This is a genomic window from Paenibacillus sp. D51F, assembly GCF_053345695.1.
Window position 1 is genome coordinate 54,012 of record NZ_JBKFAO010000009.1, and the last position, 21,043, is coordinate 75,054.

The 21,043-nt window shown below is 42.0% G+C and carries 14 protein-coding genes and 2 pseudogenes; 14 read left to right on the forward strand and 2 right to left on the reverse strand.

Features of this window, described 5'->3' with window-relative positions; genetic code table 11:
* Positions 1-36: 36 nt before the first annotated feature.
* Complete coding sequence (locus tag ACLBWT_RS16870; RefSeq protein ID WP_447664296.1) at positions 37-354, forward strand: transposase; 318 nt, start codon at positions 37-39, stop codon at positions 352-354.
* 862 nt (positions 355-1,216) lie between these two features.
* Here ACLBWT_RS16870 and ACLBWT_RS16875 read toward each other — a convergent pair.
* Positions 1,217-4,162, reverse strand: coding sequence for an SIR2 family protein (locus ACLBWT_RS16875; RefSeq protein WP_447664297.1), 2,946 nt, complete (start codon positions 4,160-4,162; stop codon positions 1,217-1,219).
* A 243-nt stretch (positions 4,163-4,405) separates the two neighbouring features.
* Complete coding sequence (locus tag ACLBWT_RS16880; protein ID WP_447664298.1) at positions 4,406-6,340, reverse strand: KAP family P-loop NTPase fold protein; 1,935 nt, start codon at positions 6,338-6,340, stop codon at positions 4,406-4,408.
* Between the two features lie 472 nt (positions 6,341-6,812).
* Between ACLBWT_RS16880 and ACLBWT_RS16885 the strand changes: the two are divergent.
* The 13 genes and pseudogenes from ACLBWT_RS16885 (at position 6,813) to ACLBWT_RS16945 (ending at position 20,873) form a co-directional block, all read left to right on the forward strand.
* Positions 6,813-7,138 (forward strand): annotated as a pseudogene (locus ACLBWT_RS16885) (phospholipase D-like domain-containing protein).
* Positions 7,139-8,130: 992 nt separating this feature from the next.
* Positions 8,131-8,472, forward strand: coding sequence for a hypothetical protein (locus ACLBWT_RS16890; protein WP_447664299.1), 342 nt, complete (start codon positions 8,131-8,133; stop codon positions 8,470-8,472).
* Between the two features lie 51 nt (positions 8,473-8,523).
* Positions 8,524-8,793, forward strand: coding sequence for a recombinase family protein (locus ACLBWT_RS16895; protein ID WP_447664300.1), 270 nt, complete (start codon positions 8,524-8,526; stop codon positions 8,791-8,793).
* An 18-nt stretch (positions 8,794-8,811) separates the two neighbouring features.
* Positions 8,812-9,480, forward strand: a complete 669-nt coding sequence (locus ACLBWT_RS16900; protein ID WP_447664301.1) for a zinc ribbon domain-containing protein — start codon at positions 8,812-8,814, stop codon at positions 9,478-9,480.
* A 647-nt stretch (positions 9,481-10,127) separates the two neighbouring features.
* Positions 10,128-11,882: a hypothetical protein gene (locus tag ACLBWT_RS16905; protein ID WP_447664302.1), complete on the forward strand. Its 1,755-nt coding sequence runs from the start codon at positions 10,128-10,130 to the stop codon at positions 11,880-11,882.
* A 551-nt stretch (positions 11,883-12,433) separates the two neighbouring features.
* Complete coding sequence (locus ACLBWT_RS16910; RefSeq protein ID WP_447664303.1) at positions 12,434-16,246, forward strand: hypothetical protein; 3,813 nt, start codon at positions 12,434-12,436, stop codon at positions 16,244-16,246.
* Between the two features lie 729 nt (positions 16,247-16,975).
* A pseudogene (locus tag ACLBWT_RS16915) lies at positions 16,976-17,258 on the forward strand (DUF3427 domain-containing protein); the annotation flags it as partial.
* A gap of 21 nt (positions 17,259-17,279) precedes the next feature.
* Positions 17,280-17,480, forward strand: a complete 201-nt coding sequence (locus tag ACLBWT_RS16920) for an NUDIX domain-containing protein (protein WP_447664407.1) — start codon at positions 17,280-17,282, stop codon at positions 17,478-17,480.
* A 311-nt stretch (positions 17,481-17,791) separates the two neighbouring features.
* Positions 17,792-18,208: an Rrf2 family transcriptional regulator gene (locus ACLBWT_RS16925; protein ID WP_447664408.1), complete on the forward strand. Its 417-nt coding sequence runs from the start codon at positions 17,792-17,794 to the stop codon at positions 18,206-18,208.
* 101 nt (positions 18,209-18,309) lie between these two features.
* The gene (locus ACLBWT_RS16930) at positions 18,310-19,167 is read left to right on the forward strand and encodes an SDR family oxidoreductase (RefSeq protein WP_447664304.1); all 858 of its coding nucleotides are present in this window, start codon (positions 18,310-18,312) and stop codon (positions 19,165-19,167) included.
* A gap of 234 nt (positions 19,168-19,401) precedes the next feature.
* A complete protein-coding gene (locus ACLBWT_RS16935) occupies positions 19,402-19,563 on the forward strand; it encodes a hypothetical protein (RefSeq protein ID WP_447664305.1) in 162 nt (53 codons plus the stop codon).
* Positions 19,564-19,817: 254 nt separating this feature from the next.
* The gene (locus ACLBWT_RS16940) at positions 19,818-20,228 is read left to right on the forward strand and encodes a VOC family protein (protein WP_447664306.1); all 411 of its coding nucleotides are present in this window, start codon (positions 19,818-19,820) and stop codon (positions 20,226-20,228) included.
* Between the two features lie 174 nt (positions 20,229-20,402).
* Positions 20,403-20,873, forward strand: a complete 471-nt coding sequence (locus ACLBWT_RS16945; protein WP_447664307.1) for a phage tail protein — start codon at positions 20,403-20,405, stop codon at positions 20,871-20,873.
* Positions 20,874-21,043 lie beyond the last annotated feature (170 nt).

Below are 21,043 nucleotides of genomic sequence, written 5' to 3' on the forward strand. Positions count from 1 at the left end.
CGGATAGGTTACAAAGGCCATTGAAATGCAAATGACGTGACTGGTAAGATAGCCAATCTGATCGTTCATAGCGATCAGGGCTTCCAGTACACGTCCCATGCTTATCACGACATGCTGCCTACGGTTGGCGCCCAAATCAGCATGTCACAACGCGGCAATTGTTTAGATAACGCCGCTATGGAGAGTTTCTTCTCGCATCTCAAAGCGGAAGCGCTCTACCCTCATGATATCCATTCCAAAGCAGAGGCACAACGAAGAATAGAGCAATTCATCCGTTTTTATATCGAGGAACGAATCCAAATCAAATTGAAAAAACTGACGCCGATTGAGTATCGACGTCAGCTGGCTTCATAGTGTTTTTCTCAATGCCCACAACTTGGGGTCTTGACCACAACAACTCCCATGTGGTTTTCTTTTTCTTTCTGGGAAACACAAAAATTTAAATCCAAAGGCGAGTTCCAGTTTCCTAAAATAGTTCAGTGAAACTGTTTGTGTCTAAAAAGGAAAGGTAATCGTTAACATAAAGCGTTCGTCGATGCAATTATTCTCAAGTGATTTAAAAAAAGGAGCCGAACTCCCATAGAATCGCTGGTTTGATGAGGTCAGTTCAGTCTGCAGTTGATGTAAAATTGATGTAAAATGTGGTACTGCACGTATGGCGGGATGGCGGCCTCTCCGGTATAAATGACCGACTTAGTGCAATAATGGTTACAAACGTACAGTATCAGAGGTGCACCGTAGACATCAGTTGCCTCACGATCTGGTTATGCCACTCCTAAAGGGAGTCTGTTGGCGGAAAATTTTATACCTGCTCCTTAGCAATTCGACAGCAATGGTATCAGCTCTCGAACCAAATGGGTAACCTGCGAGTTCCTGTGCGTCATGCATCAGGTATACATGAATAAATTTATGTCACATTAGACGGTGAAACACTAATAAAGTGTTTTCAGATTAAGCATAAAAAAGTCAATTCACTGTTATGTGCGGCTCATTATATACAAGTTCAAAAAATTAAGGAGTTGAGAAAAAGATTAATGCATTAGAGGTATGTGGCAATTCTTTAAAAGGTTAATCCAGATATATCTTGCAAAAGGTAGAACGGCATCAATCTCGATGCCGTTCGTTTAAATGATTTATGGTTGTGGTAGTTGGCTCAGACGGCTGCGAGACAATTTTTCCTGTAACGTTGCTTCCTTTTTTGACACATAAGGAGGAGTTATTTTACGAAGTGCTTCATAAAGATCTCAAGGTAATTTTTGTCGTTTGTATTCTTGATGCGTTCCTTGAGCACTTCAATAAGATGTGGCCTTATATGTTCATTCTCAGCCATGTTCTTCAGCACAACTTCGCTGTATTGCTTTAGCCAGATTGGCTTGAACTTATTGTAGTCGAAGGACTCCGGCTCGACAAAGAGGTCGTACTCGTCATTAAAACCTATAAAGTTCTTCATCTTCGGATCTCTGAAGTCGCCGAGAAAATACCAAACACCGAACGTTGGAACATAGTTGTTACCATAAACTGAAATAACACCATTTTTTCTTTCCGTCAGAGTATTTGACATCCGATCCTCCATATATTTGATGATCAAATCTTCGTAATCAGTAATGTTTTCGACTATACCGATTCGTACACTGTCCATTAATCCATTGATATCGTCAATCTTCTTGAGCCTGAGTAAATGTCCTTTAGCATCCGCCGAAAGGATTGGCGATAAAGGGTATATGTAATCAATTTGATTCTTCATAGTTGATAATAGACTCAATGCATACTGTGATAAATCGATTGAGATAAAGTCCTTGTTGAAATGCCGAATCAAACCAACGAAGTGTTTTGAATAAAGGTTATTCGTCGATTGTTCAGAAAACTCGCTGTTCTGATGCCGATCTGCCTGACTAATTAAATATTGTTCAATAACAGCAATAACTTCAGTTGGCAATCCATTACTGATGGTAAGTCGTTGAGTCCATAAATATCGCTGTCCTACATCTAAATCACGTTCAGAAAAGTAGAACAACAATGTTTTAAAAATTGTCGTAAGTGCTGCAGTAGAAAGCTTCACGTATCTAGCGAAATAAAAAGCAACTGTGGCTTCTGGAATGATCCGATTATAAAAAACTATGTTCACACCATCCCCCGATAACCGCTTGATCAGTTCTTCAGCCAAACGAATTAGAAAACTTTCAATTTTTTCGTTGTCTCGAAATTCAATTTGTTCGATTTTACAACTCCGTTCGATGTGTTTGATGTCATCAATGGTGAATGATTTTGCCACATTAACAAAGTCATAGTAGTTTACATAGAACCCTGATTCACCTGCTCCCATTGAGAAACCGAAATCATCGATGTCCCTGGTTTTCTCATATTCAGCCTTTTCGAAATGAAGTATTAGTGAGTTCCTCATGTACTGTTTAAATTCGTGAAAGGAAGACGACCACAAGCTGTTCCCGTATAAAAACCTTAGATTGTCGTCAAGACGCAGTTGCACCTCGAGGTCAGCCGTCATTCCCATCGAGTAGCTGCCTTTGCTAATTTCGGAGCGCACCTTGTTGGTTAATTCAAACAGTTTTACAGTATCATCGTACAGAAACTTATTATCACTAAGGAATTCTAGGATTGAATATTTATCTTGGAATTCATGCGGCATGCTACCGAAGATATCATTAATGTCAAAATTCTTCATCTCCCTGTCTATACGAGTCAGGAAATCATCCGAGAAGGGCCGGTAATGCTGTCCATAATATAACAAGCCAAAGCCGCCAAGACGCTTGGCCGTTTGAGTGATGGATTGATACAAGCGATACCTATTAATCTGCGAAAGATAATGTATCCACCAGCTCGATTCATCTATAGAGCTCAAAAGGAGATCCGAATAAAAGTTGTACGCCTCCTCCCACCTCCCAAGACAAGATAAGTAGAATGCTTTTCGATAATCTTCTTCAAGACTCGTCGAGGGTTGTTGGATAAGTCTTTCCATCTCATCAAAGTTACTATCATATGCTGGACTTTCAATACTGAATGAAAAATTTAAGGGTTGTGCGCCATCTAGCATACCAAGGATTCCATTCTGATTGAAGAACATAGAAACTTCTTCAAATTTCTGTTTTAACAATTCCGAAATACTAACTACACCTTTTGTTTTCAGTTCGAAGAATCTCTCCATATATCCAAAACCCTTGTTCTTATGTGGCACAACTGTGCCATTAACCTCGAAATGATAGTCGTGTTCGAAAACAGTATTAAGATCTAGTTTCCGAATGTTCTGAAGTGCGAAAAGTGGACTCAGCTTTTGATAGATAAACTCAACTACTTCATCATCATTTGAAATTAAACCGTTTTCTCTCGACTCAATAAGAAGATCCATTACCGTATCGTAACGCATCGCATAGTCCATTTCCTCAGTCTCCCCAAGATTGGCGGAATCAATGATGCGGAGTCCTTTTGTCTCATAGTATACGGCAGTATTTTCTTCAATAGGTTGGTGGTCGGTTCGAATGAAAAATGGCTTGTTGTACCCGTCTTTCTGTAATGTTTTCACCCAGTTGAGCAACAGATTAATGTTATAGTCTCCTAATCCGTATCCAATGAAAACGATTGTGTGTGTAGCCATAATAGTTTTCATTAGATTGCTGATCAGTGGATAGTTTTGTTCATAATTGACATAATCACTTTCCTTCAATACAACGTGCTTACCTTTGTAGCCTCGTCGGAAATCCCCATGCACTTTAAGCAAAAATCTGGAGGAAGTCGCTTTTGCGACATCATGGTCAGCGCTAATCACACTGAAATACCGACCTCGTTTCCAGCACGATTTTTCAATTAAGTCATCGTAGTTTGTCGTTATGATATGAACAGGGCTTAATGCTAGAATCTTGTCATGTATCGAGTTAGTTGGCCTTTCCACAGAAAAAACTTCTTCAAGGATTCTGTCGTATTCGTTTTCTCCTTTTACATCATAGAAGATTTGTGGAATACGCAAATATTCGTCTGATGAGTATTTGTCATCTTTGGATTTTCCATATAGTCCTACATGATATTTGTCAACCAGTTCCCGCCATTGCGGGTAGTTTGAAAGAGCTGAAAGCCCTGCACCAACAAAAAACACAAGTTTCCCATTCCTTGAAGCTGTAGTGAGATCGCTTACATACTCATTTAGCTTGTTCATTAGAATCCTCCCTGTTGAGTCATTGTTACTCAACTTCATTTTTCAGTAGTGTTTCCATTTTGTTTCTCGGTTACGACATGTTTATGTACCAAATAAAACTGTTGAGCTGTTCTAAGGTCAATTGGCATATCTTCATTATAAGGATAATCATCTGACTGAAGTTGGTCACCATAAATAGACTGGAGGGCAGAAAGAATGACTTCTGGATCTATAATAGAAACAGCTGAATTATACTGTTCCCGTTCAAAATCTGCGGTACGTCCAATACCATCTGAACCCCAAGCGGTGGGTAAAAATAGTCTCAAAAATTCCATAGCAAAGATTGTTTTTTTTTTCAAATAATTCTTTGATGAAATTTTTAGCTTCATTCTCAGTTCCGAATTTATTCCAAATGAATAACAAATGAAGTACATTCTTCTCATTTCTTTTTATGAAGTCCTCACCTTGCTGTTTTAATTCTTCAGCAATTCTTAATGCTAATTCCGATGCAATCTTCGCTTGTTCATCTGCGGAAAAGCCTCTTGGATTAGGTCGATCTACAGTATCTCGTTTTAACCAACGATAGCATTCCGATGCAAAAGAGAGTGGAGTGGCATTTTTAATCATCTCAGTCGATAGTCGAATTCTTTCGTCCCTATCATCGTTTAAATCAATGAGATCATTGATCAACATTGCAGCTTGTGAAAAAGGAAGTCTGAAATCAAACAAGGCTTCGGTGTGTGGAAAATTGTCTCCTAAAGGAACTAAGGCACTAATCATTACTTCTGCAGCAGAGTTGTTGAAATCTTTAACTCTTCCCCTGAGCTTCATGATAAATGAGTCAGCATTTTGTTCATTAAGTAAATTTAACAAAGAATTTTGAATATCTTCTTTGGACTTATTTGCTGTCTCTGTAATTAGCTTAGAAATTTCTTGATCAGCGATATCACCTTCAGGAACCGTATAAGAAAAATACCGGTTAAAATAATTATCAGAACAGATCCGCTGATTCTTTTCCCATACTTTATCCCAAGATGAGCCATAGGAGGAATCATTAAGTCGTGGGAATAGGAACTTTAATAATTCCTGAACATCTTTAAATGAATCTTCTGAGTAGTTCACGAGTGACGACCTAATTTTGTTTTTCAATTTTTCCTTTTCTTCTTCACCTTTTTTCCTGAATACAGTGGATTGCTCATTTAGAAACAAATCAGAATTTGTACGAATAATTTCATAAAGCTCAGGATAAAAAACTCGCACTGCTTCAATGAGCATAAGATCTACTGGGTTCACTTCACTCTTTAAAATAGGTAGAGAAAAAGTGAGAATGTTCGAATAGAGTTTCGCTTGCCTTGGGGTTTTAAGTTGCCTTTCAATTCCTCTAATAAAATGATTTACGAAAGCTTGTTTTTGCTCATCATTTAATTCAATTCCTGATTGTGTCAATGCATGTTCAATTCCATCAAAGCAAAATTTCCGTAGAGATATAGCACCAGCAGCAGGCAGTTGGAGAGGTACTTGGATTATCTTCTCCAAAAAAGCTTTTCCCGACTGTTTGTTCCCAGTTCCGTAGCGTTCTTGAAGCACGGAGGCAACCATTTCATGATCGAACGCAAGCACATATGCGGTATATTTAAAGTCTGCTGTTAGTTTTACAAGACGAAAAACAGCATGAATTTCATGTGTATCAAGGCGATCAATATCATCAACCAAAACCACAACACGACGTTTTTCTTGTTGTAACGTATCCTCTATCCGCTGCCGTAATTTAACTAAATCTGCCGCAGAAAAAAAAGAGGAGACGCCTTCTGCTATTCGGCCTTTTCCAAAAATTTCTGCGGTTGGTTTACCAAATTTCCTAATAAAGTCACCTATTTTCTCCTTTTTTGAGATGATTGTTCTATCTACAGCCGTGGCTAAATCAAAAAAGAAGGTTTTTAACATCTGCTCTTCTTCGCCGAATCTCCAAGGATTAAAATGTAGACAAACGGTATTTCCATCATTTTTTAATTCTTCTTCAATAAAGTTAAAAACAGTTGTTTTTCCTTCTCCCCAGGCGCCGTAAATACCAATAACTATACTGCTGGGGTCCTTCCTTTCCGCAATGACTCTAGCTACACGCTGTGCAAAAGGCCAACGGCCAAATTTATCTAATTCTGGCGAATGTATAGGTGAGTCGGACGAGTAAGGCTCTGTCATGTTTATCGACAACTCCTTTGGGCTGCAGACGAGATGTATATCTACACTTTTTTACCATTTTATCATGGGTTTTTATATTTAGGACAGGTTTCTACAGCATCTCTCGATCTATTGTTTTATTATAGATGCAAACAGATTTGGAGGAAATCATGCGAAAAGCAGTCGTATTGCTCTTTGTATTCGTGTTCGTTATGACCTGATGTACCTCTTCATCCAATCCAACAATGGTAAGCCAAGCACCAAGCGGTACACCAGCAACCAGTACCCAACCGACGCCAATAAGTGCAGCACCATCTGTTTCTCCTGGGTAGCAGCCTCCAATTGACCCAGCACTCGACTCCAGTAAAAAACCAGCAATCACATACGCATTTACTCAGGTTGGCCAACATCAGGATATGCTCCTGGTTGACGTGAGCGATTCAGCGAAAACAACTCTCACATTGCCATTTATAGCATCACGTATCCCGAAATCGTGAAGGCTATCAAGGAGGCGAGGAAGCGGGGCGTGGTTGTGCGTGTCATCACGGATCGAACGGAGGCCACAGGAAAAACACAATCAGAAGCTTTGAACTGCTGGCCAATGATAAGATTCCGATCAAGCAAAACACGCATAAAGGCCTCATGCATCTGAAAGTGACGATTGCAGACCAAAGCGTCTTCACGACCGGCTCTTATAATTACTCCGCCGCTGCGACTACGACGAACGACGAGGTGCTGGTGAAAATATCGGATCCGGTCATGGCCAAAGAGTGGGATGCGCAATTTGAATGGATGTGGAATGATACCAAAATTTTTTGAAGTCCTGAAATAAACAAACCCCCTGACTTTGCCTGTCGGAGTGTTATTTAATGAGTAATAATGTGAGCAACTTCAATGTGTTCGTCTTCTGGTGTCCGTTTATATTTGTGGCTTGCGACCAAGGCTCAAGGCCCTGGTCCAATTCCGGAATTGGACCAGGAGCGGGTTGCTTCGGAGTCAGTTAGTCGATTTTGTTTTATAATGGATTGAGAAAAAACCGTCCTAGTATTGGGCTGTATTCAAATGGATCGTATCCGTTGGAATAGCAAAGTCTGTGATCATAGACCACGACTTTCGCATACTTGTTGAGTCAATAAAGGGATAATCCGAACTTAGCATCGAATTTGTACTACATGGGAGAGGAAGCCTCCATTTAAACTGTTGGGGGAAGGAAATCCCTCCATCATGTCGAATTTTAGGTTGAGGAGTGTAGGTAAATGGACATACTTGTGTTTCCCTAATGCCCAGCGTCGGTGTTCATCCAAAGGAGGAGCTCCTCGGCTATTCGTCGATCACGGCGACGCTGGATTTTTACTCTCACGTTATGCCGAACATGCAGCCATATGCCGTGAAGGCACTTGAGCAAATATTGAATTGACCACAGCTGCAAAAGGTTGAGGAGGATCAGATTCCCGCAATTGTGGATCGACAATTATTTGATCTGGTACAGCGCATTTTGGATGAACGTGGTCGTGGCAAGAAAGGAAAAGTTGTTGATTTCCTGACCACGAACCAAGATGCTCTTTCAGACAAACTTTTCTGTGTGGATTGCGGACAATCTATGCATTAAATTGAGCGTTCGTGGGGCGAACCTCATTATATCTGTTCCACTCACCACCAGAAAGCGAGATTGGGACATGGATGTATAGGGCGGCACTCTGTCAACAGTAATGAATTGTGGAAGTCGATCTGCGGCAGCAATATCTTTGACATCAATCTAAAATGCCTACCTTCGCTCAATACAACGTTTGATTGAAGGCTACAAAAGTCAGGTGACCAGTTACAATAGGGAAATTCGGAAGATTGAAAATAAAATTTGGCGAATTGAGGATGACAAATATGAGGATAAGATTTCCGAAGATCGGGCAGCTTTTCTAACAAATAAATATGAACTTGAAATGACACGGGTTCATTCCGAAAAAGACAAGTACGAGGAATTGCTCGAACAGCTTAAAACTGTTCCCTCCCTTTCTTTGGAGGACATTCATGCACTGTGTCAGGAACCATCCATTCTTGTGAATGCCCTCATTCGTAAAATATGGATCGACGTGAACGGAAATGTAAGTAAGATTGAGTTTGAATGCAGCCCGTCGATGTCTGCTGCAGCCGCATAATGGGAAAAATGAATATATGTCTGTATACCCGCAAAAAGGAGGATCATTCTTTTGCGGGTCGCTGTTTATATACGGGTCAGTACCCACAACGAGTCACAAAGCACAAGTCTCGATAATCAGGAAGGAGGAGCATTCGAAGCAATCTCCCGCAATGGGTGGATCATCTATGATGTCTACAAAGAGCGTCAGAGCGGTTTGAAGTTAGACAAACGGACGGAGTTTATTCGTTTGGTAAAAGACGTCCGACAAAAGAAGTTCGATGTAGTATGGGTTAAGTCGCTTACCCGTTTTGGGAGGAAGATAGCGGATCTTCACCATTAAGTAGAACAACTGGTTCGGTTGAACATTCGTTTTGTGGCGGAAATTGAAGGAATCGATACGAATCTGAATGACTGGTCAACAAAACTGTCCATGTGGGCCATGTTCGCACAGTGGGAGTCCCAGCAGGAGCGACTGTTCACTAACGTATTGTTTTGTGGGGATTGTGGGGCTAGTATGTATTGCATCGCACGTACATGGGGGCATATCCATTATGCATGTGGCCGCTACATAAGGACGAGACGTTTGAAGTGCTCCCGGCGTTCCGTTAATGAGGCTAAACTGGCTACCGAGGTCTTGGAAAAATTGAAGAGGGCGGTTTACACCAACATTGACATTGATCCGGAGAGCGCTTGCCAGGCGAACATACGAATTGCCTCACTTGAAGATCAAGTAATGGAATTGGTTACCCGTAGAAATCGGGCACAGGATCTCTTTGTCGATGGGAATCTCGACAAGAATGCGTACCATGAGATCCTCGACAGAATCGACAAAACGCTTTCCGATCATCAAGAACAAATCCTTCGACTGCGTAATCAAACTCAGATTACGGGTAAAGGACTGAAGCTACAAGAACAGTTGATGATTGAAAATGCGGACAAATTAACACCCGAGCTGCTCATCAGTTTTGTAAAAAGGGTTGATGTGGCTGTAGATGCAAGTATCCAACGCATTGACTTCTTTTTTTAGCTATTTGTGTATACAGTGCGCAAACCGTACATGTGGAGTGCTGTGTGTCGCTGGTCAGAAAGTAATTATAAGAGCCTCATTTATCTGAATATATGATGAATTAAGCATCTATTTGCTCCATAGTTTGGAGCAAATGATGCTTTTTTATTACTTCAATTTTGTATGGCCTTATCTAGGCAGGAAATATGTCACATTAAATCGAATTCTTCTGTCAATAGTATATTCTTGGCTCTAGTAATTGAAAACTATATTACAAACCAAAGACATATAGTTTCGGAATCAAAGGATCAAACAAACCTTCAGATAAGTGAAAATCTCGCTAACAAACTAGTTAAGGAGAAAGTCGCTAAAGGAGAGGTTTTAGAAAATGAGTCTATTATTAAGGTGTTCGCTTAACCGTGGGTCAACATTGAGTTAAAGGGTAATGAAGTTATGGCTAAAACAGAAAAGTTAATTATTGCATTATAAATTTATCCGAATAAATTTGATTCGAACAAAACCTATTTCATGCTTTGGGAATCTCTTTCCACATGTATAATATCAAAATTATTGAGAAGCCTTTCAAAAATTTTGATATTTATTTTCACACTAGCATTTATTACGTAGATACCTATTCGAAAAAAAATCAAAAGATGAGGTTGAGATTTATGAACATCACTTATAGTAAAGATAATGATATAGTAAGGGCGGCTTTATACTTGGAGTATGGAGGGAAATGTTTTTATGAAGGCTTACCTCTAAGATTCAAAGAAATGCACATAGACCATATTATTCCGGAATCTATAAACAATGAAGAACTTCAAGGTATCATTTCAGAGCTGGGTTTACCTATCGATTTTAAAATTAACAGCTTATATAACTTAGTTCCCTGTTTTCCTAATGTTAATCAAGTAAAGAATAAAAATCAGTATCCACATAAATTTCTAGGGCATTGTATCTATGATGGTGCTGCTAAAAAAGTAGAGGGTGTAAAAAAAAGAATTGAGCAATTATCAAAAGAGTATAAGAATGATAAAGAATTAGCAAAACTAATTGCGCGTTTAAATATATCTGAAAATAAGAAGGACTTGGAAGAATTATATAATGCTTTATCAAAAGAAAAGCCTTTTGAGTTGAAAAGGAAAATCAATAAAGATGAGAATTCTTACACATACGAAAGAAGTTTTCCGAATATCAGATTAGCAGCATTTTTACCTACCTATCCTGAAATGAAGGGAAGTTGTTTAATAACTTTTAGTAATCTAAGGCTAAGGGACTGCATGATATCACTAAATCACAAACAGATAATGGATCAATTATTCGAAGGCGCTAAAAGTAAGCTAGAAAACAAACTCAGAAGCTTTGTGAATTTTTCTGAGGAAATTGAACCAAATACCTACTATGTAAATTTAGCTAATGTTCGGCTCCCCCTTGAAAAGAATGAAGTTGTACAACTATTAGAAATTATTGACGATTTTTATGATTTATACATGGAAGAGTCAACGCTTTTATATAAATCATTTAATCGAGATATTTTTGAAAGTACTGGTTCAGGAAATCGCTTGCGCTTGTTTAAAATAAAAAGACAATTATGGTTTGCACTCCAGAAATTTTGCAAGCATTTCGATTATGCTAATGGCGATTCTGATTGGCATATATTTGATGCGAGCGGTTCAATGCTAAAAGTATATGATAAAATAAAAGAGGAGTTCAGGTTATTTGTCTTCCCGCAAGTAGAACAAAAAGATTTTTTGATAGCAAAAGATGATGATGTATGGTTAGTTTGGACTGATGAATTTTATTGGAATATCAAACTATCCAATTTTGAGAGCAATGATTGTTGGAGTCCCTTATTTTCATATCAATGGTTAGTTACGGAGTTAATCCCACAAGTGATGTTTTGGAATGAGAGCGGCAATGAAAAAATGTTTCGTAAGCGACAGTCTATTGAAGAATTTAAGAAAAGATTTGATTTAACAACATATGTAAGCTCCACGCCTAATTTAACTAATGAAGAAGCTTTATTGGATTTCGTTTCCAACTTACAAGAGTTCTTTCACATTAGACCACATAATACATTCCAACTCAATGGACTCTCTGTAGTATATGGTTGTTTAATTAAAATAATTGAGAAATCAAATATCAGTTCAAGTGAGATTCACTATGTTTCCGGAAAATTAAACTTACGAAATATTAGCGATAAAGAAACATTGCTCCAAGGTATTTCTACCTTGCTGTTAGATGACAAGAATGAAGAAAGCGTTATTTCTTCTTTTTCTCTCGATCTTATTTTTCGATGTATGGTAGTCGTTTTGAGGGATTGCAAGAACTCTTTATCAGTATTGGATACTAGGGAAATCAAATGCAAACTCAATAAGTATTATAATTTGATGATACAAGAAACAGTAAGAAGCGAACTGTAAAAATAAGTGCCACATTTAATCTCTTAGGCATAACAGTAAATTCAGAGCAAACACCATTCAGAAAATTCCTGTTCTCACTGTCTACTCGACACACGTAGAATCGGTGGCTTTGTTGGTGAGGGATGGGTACAGAGGGCTAAGATTTCAGTGGTGGAGCGGGTTTGGGGAGTAGTACAGGCGAAGCGGAAGTGTGAAACACAGAGGCAAGGAAATAGTAGAGTTGACTGATTGTTGACGAAATTGAATTAATAACCAGAGTGAACACCCGACTCTAAATCGGGTGTTTTTAACAACATTTTGGATGATTTATTTTATTTATTTTGGGGCCTCTAAGAAGTTCTTTTTACACGGATGCCATTAGTCCAAGTCGGATGATTCGTGAGATAGTCATTTTTAATTTCCAAGCATTGCGTCGGCAGTTAGGAAGCGAGGAGTCAAATCTTATTCGAAACTAATGATTCAAGCAAATTGCTTGATTCTCTTATTTTTGAAAAAATTAAAGAAAAGGAATAATATATTGGAAATAATCTGTTTAATTAAGGAGTTATAAGATGATGAGTGATAGCATCGAATCCATGCTTCAGTATCTCCCTCATGAAGCCTTGCAAAGGATGGAAGACGAGCTCCATATTTACAGCAAAGGGCGCCGAGCAATTTACTTCGTGAACGAAGAAAATATGGATCGGGCCACCGGGGCATGGGCTCTTGATACGTTGCTGTTACGTTGGTTGCAGTATTCTACGATATCAGACGACCCTAGAAGCGTGAGCAATCTTAATTACCTTCTTAAGGAATACAATCGTGAGAACTCGGATGCGAACCTCAGTCTAGAGGAACTGGTGTCCAACGGTTGGGTTCGAATTGTATGGGACACATACCATTTGCCGAGTAACTTCATTTTTCATAGAAAAAATGTGAATGAACAGTCGGAACATCTTTTCCGGTTTATGAAACGCCTTTCGGAGGTTCCGTACCCCGACTCTTGCGTGATTCTGCTTCAGAATGCTTCCCAGATATTGCAGGAGCATCAAAGCTATTACCCGGGAACTCCGGAATTCGCCTGGTTCCTTGAGTGCGAGATCATAATCGAAAAAGAGGGTGGATACGTTCTAAATTACCGCTCTAATTACGTGGCATTGTACGGGAGCTTTCTTCTTTCGAGGCTATGGATGGAACGGGTGGTCGGACCATCTAACTCGGATCATAGGTTAAACTGGTGGATACGTTATGAGGCGCTGGTCGGTTATAGCGGAGATATCATCCATTTGATTTCATCTTCGTTACTGGGGGACTTGTTGGATGCATGTCTCAATCGACTGTTGAGGGAACGTGATGGGCTCAGTTGGGAAGCAGAAAGACGTCGAATGGCGGCTGAGGCTCTGGCTGAATCTGGCTCAGGGCAGATGGAGCAATATGTGTCCGGAATCTCTCTCCCTAGGGAGGATCACGACCTAGAGAAGTTGTTCTGGTTTGATCGGCCATCGGAGGCCGCTATCGTCATACATCGACCAAGAGAACTCCTACAACAGTTGTTTCACTGGGTTATGAGAGGAGAGGGCATTGGCACGCCATGGCCAGATCGCCCTCGGCTTCAGAGATTGCTGTCAGAACGGAAGGATCGTCCTTTCTTATACCACTACTTGAGGAATGCCGATGCTATAATCATCCCTACGCTACTGACGCACCCGGATTTTGTGGTCGTTGGGATAGCTCTATTGGCGTTATGGGAGCCCTCCTACCCCGGAGATTATTTTAGCCGGGAAACGAGAGAAGAAGCATGGAAGGTCGAGGAACGCCTCTGGTTTAACTCGTTTGCCTACCTTAATCATACGGTGGGCCAAGTGCTTCACGTTGAACAGGGAGTTGTGGCTAAGTGGTTTGAAGAGATCCTCACTTGGTTTGAGAAGCGAATTAGGCGGAATTCATTTCAGTCCCCCGTTGCTCAGTCATCCAAGCTTCAAAGGAAGCGGGAACACCTGCTAGTATGGCTTCGCCAGAAACTCATGGAACGGGATGCGGCCTCGTATGAAGCAATCCTTCTTCAGCATTGGTCAGACGGTCTTCTTAAGGTGCTTGACGGGGAGAACAATCCTCTAGCTCATCTGTCCTTTCCTCAACTTTTGTGGCTTATTGAGCTCAATAAATATGGGGGCCCTGTCGAGCAAATCGAGGAAATGATGGGGCGTGTCATTCAATATTACAGTCAAACCCATCAGCATTGCCGCGACGGCTGGATATGGATAGACCGCATAGCCAACGTCCTGATGCATCCTGCTTGGAACTTAGTCGCAGTGTGGGCGATGCAAAAAACGGAGCAGGAGTCCGAAGATGATAAGTTATTGCAACTTCTTCGGCCGTTCCAAATGGAGGATCTCCAAAAAGAGATCCCCCAAGATGAAGACAAACAATACAGCTGGAATCGCATGACGAGTGATCGAATTGCAATTCACTTGAACCGGTTGGCGGGATGGGTAACGGATTTAAGGGATCGGCAAGATACGACGGGTTACCGCACGCTTGTATCGGCTTTCTCTTCGCTACTGGTGGATAGCCATAAGCAGTATGGAGAAGTTATGTTTCAACCTTTCGGTCCATCGCTCGGTTATACTCCTATGTTCTTTCGTGATGAACCGAATCTCGTGGTCTCAGTCTCCAGTGCGATAAATGTCCTGTCAGATGAGCACAGGGAACACCTGATTCAAGATTTACTAAAAGTGCAACAGGATCCTGGGTTATGGGCTCAACTTTATAGCAAGTTCGAGAGAGACAAGGACAAGCAGGTCATCTTGAGTGAATTGAGCGGCCGTAAAGACGAGCTTCTTCCCGAGGGAGTCGGTTGGGGAAGTGAGTTGCGAGTCAAAATTACGGAGCTACTCAATACCCAGAATGCTGAATTGGCAAGCTTAGCAAGTAAATGCTTGGAAAAATTCCGTTCTGAAGCCTCTCCACGTGTACAAGCCGAATTTCAGGACTGGATGTTTCGAGAACAATTGCGTATTTATTTGGTGAAAAAGGAGTACGATCAAATCCTGAACTGCAACGCGCAACCGGTGGCAGGCAATCAAGCCAATACGTTATCCTTCTACCGAGCGCTCGCTTATCTCGATATGGACCCACCGAACATCGACCAGGCGGTTGTGCTCCTGGAACCTCTTGTCCGGGAGGATGCGGGCAACATAAGCTATTTGGTTAACTTGTATGCTGCATATATTAGGTCCGCTGTGGCAGCAACAGAGATAGGTGAGCAAAGCACATCCGAGGTTTTTGTCGCTAAAGCTAATGGTCTGTTGGCAAGGATTCAGGCATTACCCAAGGAGACGATCGAAGCGGTTAGTGGGTATATCGACACAAATCGCCTATTTATGGAGAGCGTATTGAACAATTCAAGCGCCTTCTGGCAAATCTACGGGGATCTGGACTACGGTCGGCAGCATTCCATCCCAATAGGAACGTATGCGGTTCAGATACTGCTGCACGAACAGAAGTGGGAGGAGGCGGAGAGGAAGCTCGAGATCCTACATCAGCGGCATGGGGAATTCGAGTCGTATACAGAACTGGTACAGACCGTTAGGGAACGTAGGCAAGCGACAGCCCAGCTTATTCCCCCCCACCGTTTGTTACAGGAGCTGCTTCAGTGGCCCTCGATCTCTACCGCGCTTCGCAATTTAAGTATGCTTGACTCCGAAGATCAGGTCAAAGCGATGAAAGGCGACGATTCGGTTACCATACAGGATTATATCTTAGAAACCTTCTTGGACATTTGCAGAGAGGTCTTGAAGTTCTCGCCAAGTATTACGCCTTCCACGACGCAGCAAGCGGAGGAGGACCGATATACCGATCTGCTCGTACTCCTGCTTAACCAAAGGTTATTGCCGATTGGATGGTCGGCCGTTTCGCAGTCGCGTGGAGGTTACACTGGAAAAGCGATGGGTCACCGAGGTGGTATCGGCGAACGGGACATCATCATACAAAACCGGATGCGCACCGAATTGGCAATTGGAGAGGCGCTGAACTTGGGGGGGTTCAGCACTTCTGATATCAAAGTCCATACTCAGAAGATTTTCGGTTACGATACGACCCGCTGCTACTTCCATATCGTACTCACCTGGGGATTTGCGAAAAACCCGGATGATTTGTGGTCGAAATATAAAGCCCTAGTAGCATCAAAGAAAGACCAGCCGTTCCCAGTCGTGGATTGGGGGGAAGCGATGAGAAGGTTCCCAAGGCACGATTTCCGAGGGTTGCGCAGCATCTATTCGCTACACGAAACCGATACGGAGGCGAAGCAAGCGCTAGTGGTTCATCTCTACGTGGACGTGCTTAGCGAGAAGATTAAAGAAGCGGCGGAGAAGGCTCGGAAATAGGTTGTACGCAGGTATTTATAATGGCTGTGGATATGACGGATGGCCGCCAATATGTTGGTTCCGCATACCGTTCGCATAGAATCGGTGGCTTTGTTGGTTAGGAATGGTGCAGAGGGCTGAGATAGCAATAGTAGACCGGTTTTGAGGATTAGTACAGGTGAGGCGGCAGCGTGAAACAGAAACGAAAAATAGATTAATATTTGGTAACACCTGATGTTGAAGTCAGGTGTTTTTTTGATTGTTAAGTAGATAATCTGGTAATAGCAAATAGGTCATCCAAGCTACTCTCTGTTAACTAGTCATGGACTATAATCTATTGATACTAGTTAAGAGTAAGGAAAATACTTAATCATTGAGGCATAAAATATGTGTCTCAATATAGTACCTAAAAGAATAAGGTACTGTTTTCCTTTTCGAAGAATTTATAAAACGCTGTAGAACTATTAGAGTCAGACAATCTGTTGAGTAAACTAAGCAGCACTAAATTATTAATGGTGCTATTTTTGACCCTAAGAGAATTGCTTTTCAACAAGTATTATTTTAACTAAAGGTGAGGTGACTTTCTTGTTCTCTTTAAAGAGATGGCAAATATACCAAATGCCTGAGATTAATTCTGAAGTTAAGTTATTTATTGAATGGTTGGATTTACAGAGATTTTGAATGGGGGAAACCCCCTCAATATATAGTTTTACAGACCAAAATATAAGAGAATATAGGACGAGTTTATACTTTTCTCCGTCGACCCTCTATGAAGATTACGCCATCAATGAAAGTCTCTTTCATTGGCAAACTCAGAGTCGGATTTCGGAAGAAACGAATACAGCTAAGCGATATATCCATCATAAACGCATGGGAATAGAATTGCCTTATTTGTCCGTGAATATAAGGAGGAGAATAACTTTACTTCGCCTTTATCTTCTTAGGAGAAGCCGAGTATGTAAGGCACGATTGGAGATTGAAGGAAGAGATGTCTCCGGAATTGGTGCCAGTGGCAAATAAGGCAATTGGATAGGATGTGAAGGCGTTGATTGAGGTGGCTGCAGTGATAATTGAAAACGAACATGGTCAGATTCTAATAGCTAGAAGTAAGAAGGGGAAGGCGCAAGAAGGCTTGTGGGAGTTTCCAGGTGGTAAGATAGAGAAAAATGAAACGATCAAGGAATGTCTTGAGAGAGAACTGTTAGAGGAAATGAACATTAGGATTCAGCCGTGTGAATCATTTGTTGTAAAATGACCATTATTATGGGTAGTGCGATTTTTGCCTATGTATTTATAGAGGGGGTGGTTGTGCCCCCAGACATATCCAGATGCTGCACGCATTCTCCACACCACCTCGGAGGATTTCTCAACCGGTCATTGTCCTCTCATTCTTTCATTACGCCTGTCCAAGGGGTTGAGGCCCGTCTTGCTCAGTTTCCTGCAGACTCCTGTAATACAAGGTGATGCCTTAAAACCAAGGGACGGGCAGTTATGCGTAATAAAATAGCACGGATATTGACATAACTTTCGGTAGTAACTATAATGGTTACAACGGTGGTGATGCACTTGAAACAAATAAGTACTCGCTTTTCTATTGCTGTCCATATCCTTTCCCTGATTGCTGTCAGCCCAAACGAATGTACGGGGGACTTCATTGCGGGCAGCGTAAATACAAATCCCGTTATAATCCGGAGAATTATGGGGATGTTAAAAAAGATGGGGTTAGTGGAAGTACGGCCTGGGGTTGGAGGTGCTTCTCTACTCAAAGCACCTGAGGAAATTACGCTTCTCGATGTTTATCGGGCTGTAAATGTGATTGAAGACAACCAATTATTCCGTGTTCACGCAGATCCGAATGAGCGATGTCCAGTCGGGCGGAACATTGAGTTGGTTCTCCAATCCGAGTTGAATGAGGCTCAATCCGCTATGGAACACAGGTTGGCACAAACGACTTTGAGCCAACTCACACCAAGGTTCAAATAAATGAGAGCTCCTTTAAGAGAGCTTTTATTTTATAGAATTGTTGTAACTAATACTGTTATAACAATGGGAATTACAACAAAACATATTTGGAGGAATAGAAGATGAAAATGTTAGTCACAGGAGCGACAGGGAATTTAGGGACTTTAGTTGTAGAGACGCTATTGAAATCTATACCAGCGAGTCATCTGGCTGTCAGTGTCCGCAATCCAGAGAAAGCGGAAGGATTGCGGGCTCGTGGAGTAGAAGTTCGTGAAGGAGATTTTGACCGTCCAGAAACATTGGATTCTGCTTTTGCAGGTATCGATCGTTTATTAATTATTTCTGCGGATGGAGACAACGAAACAAGAATTCGGCAGCACACAAATGCTGTTGCTGCTGCAGAGCGTGCTGGAGTTAAATTTATTGCATATACCAGTGCAACGAATGCAAATGAAAGCAAGTTATTCCTTGCTGAAGTACACCGTGTCACAGAAGAAGCCATCGTCAAAACTGGCATTCCTTACTCCTTCTTACGCAACAACTGGTACTTGGAGAATGAAATTTCAAGCATTCAAGGCGTGATAGCAGGAGCTCCTTGGGTGACCTCGGCTGGATCTGGCAAAGTGGGTTGGGCACTGCGCCAAGATTACGCGGCGGCGGCTGCAACAGTATTGGCGGGGAACGGACACGACAATACAATTTATGAACTTTCGGGTAAACTGATGACTCAAGAAGAACTGGCGTCTGCTCTTGGCACGGTACTAGGCAAGGAAGTGCCTGTCCAACAGGTCGATGACGCCACTTATGCCGACATCATGAAAGGCGCAGGTGTACCCGACTTCGTTATCCCTATTCTCGTAAGTATCCAGCAAGACATTCGAGAAGGCGCACTGGAGATCGAAAGTAATGATTTCGAAAAGCTGCTCGGTCGTCCAGTTACGCCAATTAGCGAGGCACTAACTCAAATAGTTAACGCGTAATCTCTCAAACAAAATAATTGAACTTTATCGAAAACCGACCTCTCGTAATGTGAGGTCGGTTTTCGATTTGAAGGTTCAAATCTTGCCAAGTCATTACGAGGAACGACAGTGAAATTCATCGCCCTATCATAGATGATTTTTTCTTTATCTGATGGATTGTCAAGCTAAGTGCGACAGTTCGTTCGATTTGATCCTGGCGTCGTAGATAAAGTGAAGGAGTCGAGCCATCCATTTATGGAGGAAATGAATGAGCATCAAGATGGATTGGACGTGATAGTGCGCGTTCGTCGACGTGATGATTTGCTGCCAGGGGTGCTTGGCTGGGGAGCGGGTGTAATCGTATTGGAACCTGAATCCTTCCAAGACAGAATTCGTGAGGAAGTCCAAAAATGTTGAAACGCTACTGACATAACGCTGTCAGCAGCGTTTTTTTATAATCGGAATGTAAACGTAAAGGAGTGGTGAGATAAAGGTGAAGTACGTCTTGTATCGGTTGGGAGATACAGCCAATCGATATCCACAAGCTCATTCACGGCAGGCGTGACTTCCGCCTAAATTTGAGAGGAAAAAAGCACTTGGTTATGAGTACTGCTACAGCTAATCGGTGAAGCAGGTTACTTTATCAATTATTATAGGAAGGATGATATCTTGTGAATTTCGCTTCTGTGCGCATCATTACCAACGATGTAGATCGTCTCGTCGAGTTCTATGAGAAAGTCATGGGTGTTTCGGCGGAGCGCCCTACGCCTGTGTTTGCCGAACTCGTTGTGCCATCATGTACCCTGGCAATCGGCCACTCCCAGACGGCGCAGCTATTCGGCGCTGGTTCCGTAGCGGCAGCCCATAATCACAGTGTCATCCTCGAGTTCCGCGTCGACCATGTCGAAGCCGAATACGCGCGCTTGAAGCCATTTGTCGATGAATGGGTACAGGAACCGACGACGATGCCATGGGGGAACCGTTCGATTCTGTTCCGGGATCCCGACGGCAATCTTGTCAACCTCTTCGAGCCGGTGACTGAGGAAGCGATCGAACGGTTCAGTGGAAGGCGAACCCTCTAATCAAAAAATAAAGCAGGTCTTCTCCTTGTTTGGGCAAGACCTGTAAAACTTGTATCCAGCCTATCTTCTGTTCGATAATGAAGTAGGCTCTTTTGCCGTTTGATTGATACGCTGAGCCATAAATAAGTAATGGCAAGTTTTTTCGGGAACACTGAGAAAAAAGGAGAGATGAAATTGTCCGATATCGTTGATTTCAAAAACGTATCTACGGTTGGTTTGGAGTCTTCGCCTGTTGCAGAAGCGCTTGCGGGATTGCGCGCGAATGAAGCCCGTTATTTTATGAACAAGTACAAGCATGAGTTTGTGGTCGTGCCAGCCGGCGAAAGCCAGGAAGCCCTTGATTATGTGAACCGGATTTTGAAAGAAGAACGTGAACTTGAGTTTGCGGCCAAGCCTCTAGAAACGTCGCAGTTTCAAGTCGAGAATATCCAATTTACGTACGTCTTTTATGAGGATGGCCTTTCGGTCAATGTCATGTATACGGTTGATGACCCTAAGAAGCGGGCCGTTGGTTTCAAGCTGTCCGAGGGGATGGAAATACCCAAGGAGCTGGAAGAGAAATTCAAGTTCGCCAGGCAGAAGTCCAAGCTGGCTGGAACAATCCGGGGTTCGTTTTTTGTCATCAAAAAAGAATATTTGAGGTAACCGGATGAACGGCTCGAGTCGGGGCGCTGTGCCGGCTCCGTCTCGTCATTCATAAGCGAGCCAAGCATGGCTTGGTTATGCCCAGTGATGCTTCATGAGCAGGCGAGACTTCATAAGCATCGATGTTGGGAGCAAGCTTGGAGCTTTTGTACCCGTTCCCTCATGAGACG